At 66.1% G+C, this 14,198-nt stretch carries 11 protein-coding genes; 8 read left to right on the top strand and 3 right to left on the bottom strand.

The features are described 5' to 3' along the window. Positions 1–220: 220 nt before the first annotated feature. Positions 221–1,609: an amino acid permease gene (locus SOM61_RS11260; protein WP_320474179.1), complete on the top strand. Its 1,389-nt coding sequence runs from the start codon at positions 221–223 to the stop codon at positions 1,607–1,609. After that, a complete protein-coding gene (locus SOM61_RS11255) occupies positions 1,609–1,854 on the top strand; it encodes a hypothetical protein (RefSeq protein WP_320474178.1) in 246 nt (81 codons plus the stop codon). The genes SOM61_RS11260 and SOM61_RS11255 overlap by 1 nt, the downstream gene beginning before the upstream one ends. On the opposite strand, the gene SOM61_RS11250 is transcribed toward SOM61_RS11255, so the two are convergent. Further along, positions 1,830–3,128, bottom strand: coding sequence for a S41 family peptidase (locus SOM61_RS11250; RefSeq protein WP_320474177.1), 1,299 nt, complete (start codon positions 3,126–3,128; stop codon positions 1,830–1,832). The two genes, SOM61_RS11255 and SOM61_RS11250, sit on opposite strands and share 25 nt — an antisense overlap. Before the next feature lie 404 nt (positions 3,129–3,532). On the opposite strand from SOM61_RS11250, the gene SOM61_RS11245 reads away from it, so the two are divergent. Genes SOM61_RS11245 through lpdA form a run of 4 tightly spaced genes read left to right on the top strand, consistent with a single transcriptional unit; the run spans position 3,533 to position 8,551 of the window. Continuing rightward, positions 3,533–4,765: a 3-methyl-2-oxobutanoate dehydrogenase (2-methylpropanoyl-transferring) subunit alpha gene (locus SOM61_RS11245; protein WP_320474176.1), complete on the top strand. Its 1,233-nt coding sequence runs from the start codon at positions 3,533–3,535 to the stop codon at positions 4,763–4,765. 37 nt (positions 4,766–4,802) lie between these two features. After that, positions 4,803–5,813 (top strand): alpha-ketoacid dehydrogenase subunit beta, encoded by a 1,011-nt coding sequence (locus SOM61_RS11240; protein WP_320474426.1) that lies wholly within the window; start codon positions 4,803–4,805, stop codon positions 5,811–5,813. 4 nt (positions 5,814–5,817) lie between these two features. After that, a complete protein-coding gene (locus SOM61_RS11235; RefSeq protein ID WP_320474175.1) occupies positions 5,818–7,152 on the top strand; it encodes a dihydrolipoamide acetyltransferase family protein in 1,335 nt (444 codons plus the stop codon). Positions 7,153–7,156: 4 nt separating this feature from the next. Further along, a complete protein-coding gene (gene lpdA / locus SOM61_RS11230) occupies positions 7,157–8,551 on the top strand; it encodes a dihydrolipoyl dehydrogenase (RefSeq protein ID WP_320474174.1) in 1,395 nt (464 codons plus the stop codon). 37 nt (positions 8,552–8,588) lie between these two features. Here lpdA and SOM61_RS11225 read toward each other — a convergent pair whose 3' ends face one another. Together SOM61_RS11225 and SOM61_RS11220 are read right to left on the bottom strand one after the other, a co-directional pair. After that, entirely contained in the window at positions 8,589–9,233 is a 645-nt protein-coding gene (locus SOM61_RS11225; protein WP_320474173.1) for a TetR/AcrR family transcriptional regulator, read from the bottom strand. Positions 9,234–9,326: 93 nt separating this feature from the next. Continuing rightward, entirely contained in the window at positions 9,327–9,689 is a 363-nt protein-coding gene (locus SOM61_RS11220) for a hypothetical protein (RefSeq protein WP_320474172.1), read from the bottom strand. Positions 9,690–10,065: 376 nt separating this feature from the next. On the opposite strand from SOM61_RS11220, the gene SOM61_RS11215 reads away from it, so the two are divergent. Then, the gene (locus tag SOM61_RS11215; protein ID WP_320474171.1) at positions 10,066–11,679 is read left to right on the top strand and encodes a methyl-accepting chemotaxis protein; all 1,614 of its coding nucleotides are present in this window, start codon (positions 10,066–10,068) and stop codon (positions 11,677–11,679) included. A 257-nt stretch (positions 11,680–11,936) separates the two neighbouring features. After that, positions 11,937–14,186, top strand: coding sequence for a TonB-dependent receptor (locus SOM61_RS11210; protein ID WP_320474170.1), 2,250 nt, complete (start codon positions 11,937–11,939; stop codon positions 14,184–14,186). Positions 14,187–14,198 lie beyond the last annotated feature (12 nt).

Genomic DNA, 14,198 nt, shown 5'->3' with positions numbered 1-14,198 from the left:
GGGCGTTGGCGGACGCTTCATTACCTTGGTTTGAAACTGTTTCCAGATCAGCCCGGCCAGGGCCATCATGATCATCTTGCGCATAATTTCTCCTTGATGGTGGTCGGCGACATGCCGTTACTGACAGCATAGCCCGCGCCTCTACTTCGTGGCGCAGGTTTGCCTGACCCAAAGGATGCAGTAGAATCCCTGTCTTTCTGGCAAGACCAAGAGACGGACCATGGCCGACGGGCACAACGAACTCAAGCGCGGGCTAAAGAACCGCCACATCCAGCTGATCGCCCTTGGCGGCGCCATCGGCACCGGCCTGTTCCTCGGCATCGCCTCGACCATCCAGATGGCCGGCCCCTCGGTGCTGCTGGGCTATGCGATCGCCGGCGCGGTCGCCTTCCTGATCATGCGCCAGCTGGGCGAGATGATCGTCGACGAGCCGGTGGCCGGCTCCTTCAGCCACTTCGCCGACAAGTATTGTGGACGCTGGGCCGGCTTCGCCTCGGGCTGGAATTACTGGGTGATGTACATCCTGGTCAGCCTGGCCGAACTGACCGCGCTCGGCATCTATATGCAGTACTGGTTCCCGGACCTGCCGACCTGGGTCTCGGCCCTCGGCTTCTTCGTGCTGGTCAACTGTATCAGCCTGCTCAACGTGAAGGCCTTCGGCGAAATGGAATTCTGGTTCGCCGTGATCAAGGTGGTCGCGGTGGTCGGCATGATCGTGTTCGGCCTGTACCTGCTGATCGGCGGCGGCGCCGGTCCCGAGGCGGGCGTGGCCAATCTGTGGCAGCACGGCGGCTTCTTCCCGCACGGCGTGGCGGGCCTGGCGATGGCGATGGCGGTGATCATGTTCTCGTTCGGCGGCCTGGAACTGATCGGCATCACTGCCGCCGAAGCCGACGACCCGGCGCGCACGATCCCGCGCGCCACCAATAACGCGCTGTACCGGATCCTGATCTTCTACATCGGCGCGCTGGCCGTGCTCCTGATGCTGTACCCGTGGCAGAAGGTCGTTACCGGCGGCAGCCCCTTCGTGCTGATCTTCCAGGCGCTCGACAGCGGCTGGGTCGCCAACGTTCTCAACCTGGTCGTGCTGACCGCCGCGCTGTCGGTGTATAACGGCTGCGTCTACGCCAATAGCCGCATGCTGTTCGGCCTGGCCGAACAGGGCAATGCGCCGGCGTCGCTGAAGTACACCAACCGGCGTGGCGTGCCGCTGGTGGCGCTGGGCGTGTCGGCGGTGGCAACGGGCTCGGCGATCGTGATCAACTATTTCCTGCCGCGCGAAGCGCTGGGCATGGTGATGACGCTGGCCACGACCGCCCTGGTCCTGAACTGGGCCATGATTTCGTGGAGCCACCTGCGCTTTCGCCGCAGCAAGGAAGCGCTCGGCGCGACGACCACCTTCCGCAGCCCCTGGTTCCCGCTGTCGAATTACGTGTGCCTGGGCTTCGTCGCGCTGCTCCTGGTTGTGATGCTGCTGACTCCCGGGCTGCGCATATCGGTATTCCTGATCCCGGTGTGGCTGGCAGTGCTGGGCTGTGGCTATTGGCTGCGTCAGCGGCGGGCGGCGGCCCGGGCGTCTCACGCAGCGACGAATGAGGGCGGGCTCTGATGGACATCGTCAAGATTGTCTATGCGGTGATCTTGCTGGCTCTCGCCATTCCCAACGCGATCATCGATTACAAGCACAGAAAGAAGAACGCCTATCCGCACGGTAATGCCTGGGCCTATTATTCGCAGCTGGCCAAGGAAGGCAACTGGGAGGGCAAGTTCATGATGTGGTCGGGCTATATCGGGATTGTCGCGATTCTTTCGATCATTGCATTGACCTACTATCGACTGCTTACCTGGGATTGACGGCGCGTCTGGACTGTCGTCTCGAGCAGTGCGCCGGGCCTGCCTCCGGCCGGTGGATCCAGGATAAAGCGCGGTAAGGTGATCGCGAGGCCTGAATGCGGCAGCCTGGCGTCGCGCACGCCGCCGGACTGGGTCTGGCGGGCAGCACCGCCGGCGCCGACCAGCGTGGCGAAGCCGAAATCGCGCATGACGTTGGCGAACAGGACGGCCGACGAGTAGGTCGCGGGCCCGATCCGGACCTCGGTCTTGCCCTCGAATCGCAGGGAATTGCCTGGCTGGGGTTGGCGCCAGGTTTCGATTTCGCCATGCATCGGCTTGGCGGGGGCGCCCGCCGGCGCGCGCGTCAAGCCGCGGAAGGTCGAGCCGGTCCGATAGGGTTGTGTCGCGAGGTAGGGCATCAGGCCCTCCAGCCACACGGCATCGTCCCCTCCACCGTTCTTGCTGATGTCGATTACCAGGCTGGTCACGCCCTGCGCGCGGATGCGGGCGAAGGCGTCGCGCGTAAATGCCAGGAATGGCGCGGGATCGGCCATGTTGAAAGTGTCGACTGTCAGCACCGCCTGGCCATCCCGCCCAATGGCGAGATCGAAGGGTTGCCGCGCCTCCTGTTCCAGGACGCGCGGTAGCAACCGCCGAGCGGACATGGTCACGGTGCGCCGCACGCCCTCCTCTTCCAGCACCAGTTCGTAGGTCTCGGGAGCGCCAAACCTCTTCCAGTAGTACAGCCACCAGCGCTGGCCCAGCAGGTTCGCCCGGAAGCGCGGCGTATCGCCGTGCACCAGGGACGACAGGGTCGACACGAGTTCCGCTGCGGCCACGCCATTGACGGAGACGACGCGGGTCGGCGTTGCTGACAGATAGAGCGCGCCATCCGGTTCGACGTTCACCTCCATCGGAAACAGGCCGCCGCCCTGCGCCAGCCACGCACGCGTTTCCTTGCGCCAGTCCGGATAGCCGATCACGAAATGACCGTCGGCCAGCAGCGCATTGACCGAGGCAAGCCGTTGCCACGCTTCGTCGCGCGTGAGCGCGGGCGGCGCATCGTGCGCCATTCGGTCGAGCACGCGGTGCACGGCCGCCGGATCGGTCGAGAAGCCGGGATCCGGGTGCATGCGCGCGATCATGGCGCGGACGAAGGCGATATCTTCGCGAAACTGCGCCGCGCTGATGGGTGGCGGCGCGCCATCCGCCGCCGTCACCGGTCCACAGGCAAGGACCAACGTCGCCAGGAGCGGGCGGAGTCGGGAAATCGTGGACAGCAGTCGTCGATGCATGCGTGCTTTCAATGATCTTGCCGGTTACCTCATCCGGAACGAATGCATGCTAGCGCCACACTTGCTGGACGGCATGGCTTTTGCGACGAAATGCAGTATCACGCGACGAATGCGGCCAAACGCCGCCCAGCCACGTATGTCATCGCATCCGTTTAGCCAAGCCCAACGACTCGTCCGTTCGATGCTCTATCGTCATCGCTACACCCGGCGCTGTGCGGCGCACCCATACGGCATAAGCAGCCTACCTCGCGCCAATCCAGGGAACCCCTATCGCAATGGCAAAAAACGACGGCTTGCTATGTTGCAAAGCAATATGAAAATAGTTTCGCGCAGTTGACGTAAACGTCAACTAAGGGTCTATGATGCCTCTTGCTGCAAAACACCTCAAAAGGGAAAGCATATATATGAGCCAGAGCAATCCTCTGTCGCTGCACGTACCGGAGCCTACCGGCCGCCCGGGCTGCAAGACTGATTTTTCGTTCCTCCAGGTGAGCGCTGCCGGTTCGGTCCGGCGTCCACCGATCGATGTCGCGCCATTGGAGACAAGCGACATCGCCCAACAACTGATCCGCGTGCTCGACGAGCACGGCAATGCCGTCGGCCCCTGGGCCGAGGAACCCGACCGCGACCTGCTGCGCTTCGGCCTGCGCACCATGATGAAGACCCGCATCTTCGATGCGCGCATGGTGATCGCCCAGCGCCAGAAGAAGATGTCGTTCTACATGATCTCGCTCGGCGAGGAGGCGATCGGCACCGCCCACGCCCTCGCGCTGCAGGACGGCGACATGAATTTCCCCACCTACCGCCAGCAAAGCCTCCTGATGGCGCGCCAGGTGCCCCTGGTCGACATGATCTGCCAGCTGCTGTCCAATGAGCGCGATCCGCTCAAGGGCCGCCAGCTGCCGGTGATGTACTCGGTGCGCGAGGCCGGCTTCTTTACCATTTCGGGCAACCTCGCCACCCAGTACCCGCAAGCCGTGGGCTGGGCCATGGCATCCGCGATCAAGGGCGATACCAAGATCGCTTCGGCCTGGATCGGCGACGGCGCCACCGCGGAATCCGATTTCTCGACTGCCCTCACCTTTGCCCATGTGTACCGCGCGCCGGTCATCCTCAACGTGGTCAATAACCAGTGGGCGATCTCGAGCTTCCAGGCGCTCGCCGGCGGCGAGAGCGTGACCTTCGCCACCCGCGGCATCGGCAGCGGCATCGCCTCGCTGCGCGTGGACGGCAATGACTTTTTGGCCGTGCTGTCGGCCTCGCGCTGGGCCGCAGAACGCGCCCGCGGCAACCTCGGTCCGACCCTGATCGAATGGGTCACCTACCGCGCCGGCCCGCACTCGACCTCGGACGATCCTTCGCGCTACCGCCCGGCCGACGACTATGCCCGCTTCCCGCTGGGCGACCCGATCGCCCGCCTGCGCCAGTACCTGAGCAATCTGGGCTGGTGGTCGGATGCCGAACACGAGGCCGTGCAGGCCGAACTCGAAGCCGAAGTGCTGGCCGCGCAGAAGGAAGCCGAAAGCTACGGCACCCTGGGCGACGAGCGCGCGCCGAGCGCCGCGACCATGTTCGAAGACGTTTATAAAGACATGCCGGAGCACCTGCGCCGTCAGCGTCAGCAGTTGGGAGTATAAGATGGCACGAGACGATCAACCGAAGGACATCGCAACGATGCCGATGACCATGATCCAGGCACTGCGCTCGGCCATGGATGTGATGATGGAACGCGACGGCAACGTCGTGGTGTATGGCCAGGACGTGGGCTACTTTGGGGGCGTGTTCCGCGTCACGGATGGGCTACAAGCGAAATACGGCAAGTCGCGCGTGTTCGACGCGCCGATCTCGGAAGGCGGCATCGTCGGCACCGCGGTCGGCATGGCCGCCTATGGCCTGCGCCCCGTGGTCGAGATCCAGTTCGCCGATTATTTTTATCCGGCGACCGACCAGATCGTGTCCGAGGCGGCGCGCCTGCGCTACCGCTCGGCCGGCGAGTTCACCGCGTCGATGGTGATCCGCATGCCTTGCGGCGGCGGCATCTACGGCGGCCAGACCCATAGCCAGAGCCCGGAGGCTTTCTTCACCCACGTGTGCGGCCTGCGCACCGTGATGCCCTCCAACCCCTACGACGCCAAGGGCCTCTTGATCGCCTCGATCGAGAACGACGATCCGGTGATCTTCCTGGAACCTAAACGTCTTTACAATGGTCCTTTTGACGGCCACCACGACCGTCCGGTCGTGCCCTGGTCCGGCCATCCGAAGGGCGACGTCCCAACGGGTTACTACACCGTCGAGCTGGATAAAGCTGCCATCGTCCGCCCCGGCAACGACGTCACCGTGCTGGCCTACGGCACCATGGTCTGGGTCGCCGAAGCGGCGGCGCGCGAATCGGGCGTCGATGCCGAAGTCATCGACCTGCGCAGCATCTGGCCGCTCGACTTGGGCACCATCGTTGACTCGGTCAAGAAGACCGGCCGCTGCGTGATCGTGCACGAAGCGACGCAGACCAGCGGCTTCGGCGCCGAACTGGCGGCGCTGGTGCAGGAACACTGCTTCTACCAGCTGGAGGCGCCGATCGGGCGCGTCGCCGGCTGGGACACCCCGTATCCGCATGCGCAGGAGTGGGCTTATTTCCCGGGGCCCGACCGTGTCGGCGCGGCCCTGAAACGCGTGATGGAGGGTTGATTCAATGGGTATTCACGTTATCAAGATGCCTGACCTCGGCGAAGGCATCGCCGAAGTCGAAGTCGTCGCCTGGCACGTTCAACCGGGCGACGTCGTCAAGGAAGACCAGGTGCTGGCCGACGTCATGACCGACAAGGCAACGGTCGAGATTCCGTCGCCGGTCGCGGGCACCATCACCAGCCTGGGTGGCGCGATCGGCCAGTCGCTGGCGGTGGGCGCGGAACTGATCCGCCTCGAAGTCGCAGGCGCCGGCAACCTGAAGGACAAGGGCGCGGCCAGCCAGGAACCGGCCAGGACGGTTGCCGCCACCGCACCGGCCGAAGAAGTCGCCGAGCCGCAGCTCGCAGCCGTGGCAGCCAATGAAGCATCCGCAGTAGCGCCTGCCCCTGCCTCCAGGCCCGCGCCGGCCGCGCGTCCAGCGCCCGTGTCGAAGGGCGCGCCCCAGTTGCGCGCCGAAGGCGAAAAGCCGCTGGCCCCGCCGGCCGTGCGCCAACGCGCCTGGGACTTGGGCGTCGAGCTGCAGTTCGTGGCCGGCAGCGGCCCGGCGGGTCGCATCACCCACGCCGACCTGGACGCCCACGTGGCCGGCCACCGCGGCGGCGCGGCCAATGGCGGCCCCGACGAACGCTACGCCGAGCAGCATGGCGAACATGCGACGCAAGTGATCGGCCTGCGCCGCAAGATCGCCGAGAAGATGCAGGAAGCCAAGCGCAACATCCCGCACTTCACCTATGTCGAAGAAGTCGACGTCACCGAACTCGAAGCGCTGCGCCTGCAACTGAACGCCCGGTATGGAGCGGAAAGAGGCAAGCTGACCCTGCTGCCGCTGCTGATGCGCGCGGTGGTGCTGGCCCTGCGCAGCTATCCGATGATGAGCGCGCGCTACGACGACGACAAGAACCTGCTCACCACCTATGACGCGGCCCACATCGGCATCGCGGCCCAGACCGACAACGGCCTGATGGTGCCGGTGGTGCGCCACGCCGAATCGCGCGACCCGTGGTCGAGCGCGGCCGAGATTTCGCGCCTGGCCGACGCCGCGCGCACCGGCAAGGCCACCCGCGACGAACTGACCGGCTCCACCATTACGATCACCAGCCTCGGCGCGCTGGGCGGCATCGTGACCACGCCGGTGATCAACCGCCCGGAAGTGGCCATCGTTGGCGTCAACCGCATCGTCGACCGCCCGGTGATCCGGGATGGCGCCATGGTGGCGCGCAAGATGATGAACCTGTCGTCCTCGTTCGACCATCGCGTCATCGACGGCATGGTGGCGGCCCAGTTCGTGCAGGCGATCCGGGGCTACCTCGAATTCCCCGCAACCCTGTTCGTGGAGTGAGCCGATGGAGACGATCAATACTACACTGCTCATCATCGGCGGCGGCCCCGGCGGCTACGTGGCCGGCATCCGCGCCGGCCAGCTCGGCATCCCGGCCATCGTGGTCGAGGGCGCGAACCCCGGCGGCACCTGCCTGAACATCGGCTGCATCCCGTCGAAGGCGCTGATCCACGCGGCCGACGAGTACCACAAGAGTGCCACCTACGCGGCGCAGGAGTCGCCGCTGGGCATCAGCGTCGAGAATCCAAGGATTGACCTGGCGCGCACCGTGGCCTGGAAGGACGGCATCGTCAAGCGCCTGACCGGCGGCGTCGGCGCCCTGCTCAAGAAGCAGGGCGTGCGCGTGGTGCACGGCTGGGCCAAGGTCCTGGACGGCAAGACCGTCGAAGTCGAGGCCGACGGCCAGGAAACGGTGCGCATCCGTTGCGAGCACCTGCTGCTGGCCAGCGGTTCGCAGGCCGTCGAGCTGCCCTTCATGCCCTTCGGCGGACCGGTGATCTCGTCGACCGAGGCGCTGTCGCAGGACAGCGTGCCGCGCCGCCTGGTGGTGGTGGGCGCCGGCTACATCGGCCTGGAGCTGGGCACGGCATACCGCAAGCTGGGCAGCCAGGTGACGGTGGTCGAGGCGGCCGAGCGCATCCTGCCGGCCTATGACACCGAACTGGTCAAGCCGGTGGCCAAGTCGCTCGAGCGCCTTGGCGTCGAGCTGCGCCTGGCGACGTCGGTACTGGGCATGGAAGGTGAACAGGTCAAGGTGCGCGACGCTTCCGGCGTCGAGGCCTATCTGGAAGCCGACAAGGTGCTGGTGGCCGTCGGCCGCAAGCCGGCGACCACCGGCTGGGGCCTGGAAAACCTGATGCTCGACATGGCGGGCCGCGCGATCAAGGTCGACGAACAATGCCGCACCTCGATGCGCAATGTGTGGGCGATCGGCGACCTCACGGGCGAGCCGATGCTGGCCCACCGCGCCATGGCCCAGGGCGAGATGGTGGCCGAGATCATCGCCGGCAAGCGCCGCTGGTTCCAGCCGGCGGCGATTCCGGCGGTGTGCTACACCGATCCCGAGATCGTGGTGGCCGGCATGTCGCCATCCGAGGCGCAGGCGGCTGGCATCGACGCCATCCAGGCCAGCTTCCCGTTCAGCGCCAATGGTCGGGCGATGACGATCGAGAGTACGGACGGCTTCGTGCGCGTGGTTGCGCGCAAGGACAACCACCTGATCCTGGGCTGGCAGGCGGTGGGTGTCGGCGTGTCGGAACTGGCGGCCGGCTTCACCCAGTCGATCGAGCTGGGCGCCCAGCTGGAAGACGTCGCCCGTACGATCCACGCCCACCCGACGCTGGGCGAGGCGGTGCAGGAAGCTGCGCTGCGCGCGCTCGGCCACGCCCTGCACATCTGAGCATGATGCGCCGCCCCACATGGGGCGGCGTTCTGGCTCATGCAGGCCGGCGGCGGGTACGCGGCGGCGCGGCCAGCGCCGTGCCCAGGCGCAGCGCTGTATCGACCGCGCGCTCGATCGGCGGCTGGTAGCCATCCTCGATCCAGCGCAGGGCAATGTGGATCACACCCCCGATCACCCCCGCCTGCAGCAACTCGTCTTGCACGGCGTCGGCCCCCATCACGCGCGCGACTTCGCGGCCGATCGCGCGCAGCGAAGCATCGAACGCCTGGTCCACGGCGCGGCTCACGCCCCGAATCTCGACCAGGAACACGCGCGCCGACTGCGGCTCGCGCTGCAGGGCCGCGAAATACGCGTGCAGCATTGCGAGCGAGCGCGCCACCTGGCCGCGCCCGGCCGCCTCGCCCGCGCGCAGGATCTCGCCCAGCACGCCGTAGGTGACAGCATTGTAGGAATCGATCAGCAGCGCTTCGCTATTGGCGAAAGACTCGTAGAAATAACGTTCGGTCAGGCCGGCCGCCTCGCAGACCGCCTTCACCGTCGCCTGTTGGTAGCCGCGCTCGCCGTAGACGGCGATGGCGCCCGCAATCAGGCGGCTGCGGCGCTCGGCGCGGCGCTGCTCCTGCGACTGGCCGCGGTACGAGCGCGTGAGCGTGGACGTAGTGGTAAGCTCTGGGTTCATCCCTCACATTTTGACACAACTTGCCGTTGGTTATCAAAATGTGATGAATGTCGGTATACGCGCCAGGCTATATAGCCTGGCGCGCCCTTCGAACTACGGCTTGCGCCGCACGGTCCCCTGGTCGTACTCGTCGTCTTCGGCATCGGACGCGCCTGCCTCATTCTGACGATTTCCGGTAGGCCCCGACTGGCGGTTGTCACCGCCCTGGAAACCCCGATCGGACTGCTCGTCGTTCGAGCCGCCCGCCAGCAGGTCGTCGGTGCGGCCGGCCTGGCTACCTTGCCCACCTTGCTGCATTGCAGCATCGCGCTGGCGCTGGGCCGGATCCTTGCGCTCGGCACTGGCGCCGACCTCGCCGGTGGAGCCGGCCCCCATGGTTGCTGCGCTCGTGGTGCCGTTGGTGACCTGGTCCCAGCTGCGTCCCTTCACATCTTTGCCTTCGTTGTGCGTCGACATGGCGATCTCCTCATGTTCAATAACGTGGCACCCATCTTATCCTCCCGGCGCATGACGGCAATAGGCGAACGGCCTCGCTTCCTGTAGGACTTGGCGCGACCGGCGCTACCGATGACGATTCGGCATGCATTTTTGCTGCGAAGCAACCTGAGTTTGATTATTGCGCTACACCATCGGTTTGCGCATCTCGATTGATGCATTGGCAATTGCAACATGCGTAGTACTACGCATGTTGCAAATTTGCCTCAGTGCAACCTTGTTGCCGGTTCTGCGGGTTATACTGGGGGTCTTCGATATGGCGCCGCGCGCGGCGCCTGCCGGTCCGGCCGCGCCCGCGGCCAGCCTGCAGTCACCCAGCAGACTGGAAACTACCCTCGTGAAAAAACTGAATATCGGCGCCCGTCTGGGCCTTGGCTTTGCCATTGTTCTCGTACTCTTGCTCGCCATGAGCGCCACCGCCCTGACGCGCATGCAGTCGGCGGCGGACCTGACCGACCGCCTGGTCAATACCAGCATCAAGAACCAGCGCAGCGTCGCCGAGTGGCGCCGCAACATCGAAATCAACAGCGCCATCAACGAAACCGTCTATTACGCTCCCGACGCCGGCATCCTCGAGGTGGTCGGTCCCAAGCGCCAGGCAATCACCAGCCGTTCCAACGTGCTGCAGAAGGAGATCGAGGAGTCGCTGCGCAACCCCGGTGTGCGCGACCAGTTCACGCTCGTCAAGGAAGAGCGCCTCGGCTACATGGCCGCGCGCGACGCCCTGTTCCAGGCCAAGCGGGAAGACAACCGTACCCAGATCGACGAGATCTACCGTAATCAACTGAGCCCGCGCACCGTGTCCTACCTGGCCACGGTCGACAAATTCGCCAATATGCAGATCACCGCCACCGACGGCGTGGCCCAGTCGATTCTGGCGTCCTACGCCAGCACCCGCGTGATCCTGTTCACGCTAGGCGGCGCGGCCCTGCTGCTGGGCGCCGCCTGTGCCTGGTTCATCAGCCGCTCGATCACGGCCCCGCTGCGCCAGGCGGTCGAGGTGGCCGAGCGCGTGGCCGGCGGCGACCTGACCAGCCAGCTCAGCCGCCAGGTGCTCGAGCGCGGCGACGAGGTTGGCCAGCTGATGTCGGCGCTGTCGCGCATGAACGGCAGCCTGGCGTCCATCGTCGGCCAGGTGCGCGACAGCACCGCCACCATCGCCACCGCTTCGGACGAGATCGCGAGCGGCAACCAGGACCTGTCGAGCCGCACCGAACAGCAGGCCGGCTCGCTCGAAGAAACCGCCGCCTCGATGGAAGAACTCACCTCCACCGTGCGCCAGAACACCGAGCATGCGCGCCGCGCCAACAGCCTGGCGGCCAGCGCAGCCGGCGTGGCCGGCGAAGGCGGCCGCATGGTGGCCGAGGTGGTCGGCACGATGGGCCGCATCGACGCTTCGTCGCAGCGCATCGTCGACATCATCGGCGTCATCGACGGCATCGCCTTCCAGACCAATATCCTGGCCCTGAATGCAGCGGTCGAAGCGGCCCGCGCCGGCGAGCAAGGGCGTGGGTTCGCGGTCGTCGCCGGCGAGGTGCGCACCCTGGCCCACCGCTCGGCGGCCGCCGCCAAAGAGATCAAGAGCCTGATCGACGACTCTGTCGGCCAGGTCCAGCAAGGCACGCAGCAGGTGGCGCGCGCCGGCGCCACCATGGGGCAGATCGTCCAGAGCATCGAGCAGGTCACCGTGATCATGGGCGAGATCGCCGCCGCCAGCGAAGAGCAAAGCGCCGGCATCGAGCAGGTCAATACCGCCATCGTCGAGATGGACCGCGTCACTCAGCAGAACGCGGCCCTGGTCGAAGAAGCGGCGGCCGCCGCCGATGCAATGCGCGACCACGCGGCGAAGTTGTCTGCCGTGGTCGGCACCTTCCGGCTGGAGCACGGCGTCAGCGCGCCGGCGGCCGCACGCCGCACGACGGCCGTGGCGCGACCAGCGTTGGCGGCTTGAGGCCGCGCTACGGCGATAGGTTTTACGCAAGATAAACACACCTGCCGCATTGATCGTTCGACCAGAAAGCAGCGTCCAGCGTTGCATTCTGGTCGCACTTTTGTTCAATAACTTTACTGGGCACTATTGCCTGCAGACATGAACTGCTAGACTGGCAGACTTTGCATCCTCTGACGCAATTTTATTTGCTAAAAAGAACAATAAGAGGATGTTCTACCCAGGACGGGTAAGCATCGGTCTACACAGGAGTCGTCTACATGAAAGCAATGCAAGTCCGCCCAGCGCAGAAGCTGCTGGTCGCGGCGGTATCCGGTATCGTCTGCAGCATCGCCCACGCCCAGCAAATTCCGCCTACGCAGGACAATGACGCGGCCCTGCCGGAAGTCGTCGTCACCGCCCAGCGCACCGCGTCCCTGGCGTCGCGCACCCCGGTCGCAGTCAGCGTCGTCACCGGCGAGCAGTTGCGCGACCTCGGCGCCATCAGTCCGGCCGACATCGGCCCGCGCCTGCCGAACGTGCACATCGACCAGGCCTTCTCGGGCCTGCGCGTGACCATCCGCGGCATCAGCAACAACGACACCACCGACAAGGGCGACCCGTCGGCCGCCTTCATGCTCGACGGCGTCTATATCGCCCGTCCGGCCGGCCAGAGCGCCAACCTGCTCGACGTCGACCGCATCGAAGTGCTGCGCGGCCCGCAGGGAACGCTGTACGGCCGCAATACCACGGCCGGCCTGGTCAACGTAATCTCGAATGCTCCGACCGACCGCCTCGAAGGCGCGCTGGGCCTCGAAGCCGGCACCTATGGCCGGCGCAAGGTCGACGGCGTGATCAACGTCCCCGTCAACGAGGCGTTGTCGCTGCGCGCTGCCGTGAGCCAGCTGCGCCAGGACCCATTCCTGAACAACGGCCAGGGTACGCCGCACCGTCCCGGCATGGACCGCGACGAACGCGATGCACGCCTGAGCGGCAAACTCAAGCTCAACCGCGACGCCACCCTGGTGGTGCGCTACGACCACGGCGAGACCGAGGGCAATAATGACCGCATCGTCCCCGACACCAACTTCTTCACCGGCGTGGCCAGCGGCCGTCCGGTCTGGCGCGACAGCACCACCGACGAGCGCCTGACCAACAGCTTCCAACCGCCGAACATGACCCCGGTGCAGGGCTGGCACGACCGCCGCGCGCGCGGCCTGTCGGCCGACCTGAGCTGGGACCTGGGCCCGGCGACCGTGTATTACCTGGGCTCGCACCGCAAGCTGGACCAGGCAATCCGCCAGAATTATTACTACCGCGTGGCCCCCACGCTCGCCCTCGGCGTGGTCAATAACTACGACGGCCACAACGAGCAGGACTCGCACGAGTTGCGCATCGCTACGGATGGCAGCGGTCCGCTCAGCGCACAGGCCGGCTTGTACTATTTCAGCGAAGACTCGAACACCTCGTACGCCTTCCAGGGCCTGCAGCCGGTCGGCCTGCCGCCGTATTACTCGTTCCCGCTGCATACCCGGGCGCAAAGTAAAGCAGTCTTCGGCCAGCTGACCTGGCGCGTGCTGGACGGGCTGCGCCTGACGGCCGGCGCGCGCCGCACCCAGGACGACAAGGACCGTGTCGGCTCGACCGACTTCCAGCAGGGACCGGTATTCAATCCGGCCACCGACCGCCGCCTGCCGAACGCCGCCGAGCTGTCCACCGCGCGCACCACCTGGCGCCTGGGCGCCGAAGTTGACCTGGCGCCGGGCACCCTGTTGTACGGCAGCCTGGCGACCGGCTACAAGGCCGGCGGCTTCAATGACGGCTGCGTGGCCGGCGCCGACGTTGGTGGTGTCGCCTGCCCGGCCGCTGCCGCGGTCGCGCCGGACTACCTGTATTACCAGCCCGAGGAACTGCGCGCCTGGGAGGGCGGCCTCAAGTCGCGCCTGCTGGATGGGCGCCTCAGCTTCAATGCCGCCGCCTTCTACTACGACTACAGCAATCTGCAACTGAGCAGCAATGCGATCGTCTCGGGCGCGCCGCGCATCCTGACCGGCAATGCCGGCCAGGCCCGCTCGCGCGGCCTGGAACTGGAGGGCGAACTGCGGGTCGGCGCCAATGGCCGCCTGCGCTACGGCGCCACCTTCCTCGACGCCTATTACGCGGTCTATAAGCCGAACGCCAGCGTGTCTTGGGCAGGCCGCAAGCTGGACCGCGCACCGAGCCACGTCTACACCCTGGGCTACGAGCACCGCTTCCACGTGCTGAACGGGCAGCTGCATGCCGGTGTGTTCTCGCGCCGCAGCGCCGATTACGCGATCACGATCCCGAGCAATCTGCTCGAATACCGCATTCCGGCGCACACCACGACCGACGCCACCCTGCGCTACCAGCCGGCGGCGGCGAACTGGAGCCTGCTTGCGCGCGTGCGCAATCTGGAGAACTCGGTGCGGCCGTCGCTGATCGACAGCTTCGGCATGGCCACGCCGACGGCGCCGCGCACCGCCGACTTGCGCCTGGATCTGCGGTTCTGATCCGGGGCCGCA

Origin of the sequence: Massilia sp. CFBP9012 (assembly GCF_034045115.1) — a bacterium.
Classification (GTDB): domain Bacteria; phylum Pseudomonadota; class Gammaproteobacteria; order Burkholderiales; family Burkholderiaceae_D; genus Telluria.
The sequence above is the reverse complement of the archived record's forward strand: the minus strand, read 5'-3'. Positions and strand labels throughout refer to the sequence as shown.

Bases quoted from the DNA above. Each gene is read 5' to 3' on its own strand.
- SOM61_RS11260 (WP_320474179.1), top strand. From the start codon at position 221: ATGGCCGACGGGCACAACGAACTCAAGCGCGGGCTAAAGAACCGCCAC.
- SOM61_RS11255 (WP_320474178.1), top strand. From the start codon at position 1,609: ATGGACATCGTCAAGATTGTCTATGCGGTGATCTTGCTGGCTCTCGCC.
- SOM61_RS11250 (WP_320474177.1), bottom strand. From the start codon at position 3,128: ATGCATCGACGACTGCTGTCCACGATTTCCCGACTCCGCCCGCTCCTG.
- SOM61_RS11245 (WP_320474176.1), top strand. From the start codon at position 3,533: ATGAGCCAGAGCAATCCTCTGTCGCTGCACGTACCGGAGCCTACCGGC.
- SOM61_RS11240 (WP_320474426.1), top strand. From the start codon at position 4,803: ATGCCGATGACCATGATCCAGGCACTGCGCTCGGCCATGGATGTGATG.
- SOM61_RS11235 (WP_320474175.1), top strand. From the start codon at position 5,818: ATGGGTATTCACGTTATCAAGATGCCTGACCTCGGCGAAGGCATCGCC.
- lpdA (WP_320474174.1), top strand. From the start codon at position 7,157: ATGGAGACGATCAATACTACACTGCTCATCATCGGCGGCGGCCCCGGC.
- SOM61_RS11225 (WP_320474173.1), bottom strand. From the start codon at position 9,233: ATGAACCCAGAGCTTACCACTACGTCCACGCTCACGCGCTCGTACCGC.
- SOM61_RS11220 (WP_320474172.1), bottom strand. From the start codon at position 9,689: ATGTCGACGCACAACGAAGGCAAAGATGTGAAGGGACGCAGCTGGGAC.
- SOM61_RS11210 (WP_320474170.1), top strand. From the start codon at position 11,937: ATGAAAGCAATGCAAGTCCGCCCAGCGCAGAAGCTGCTGGTCGCGGCG.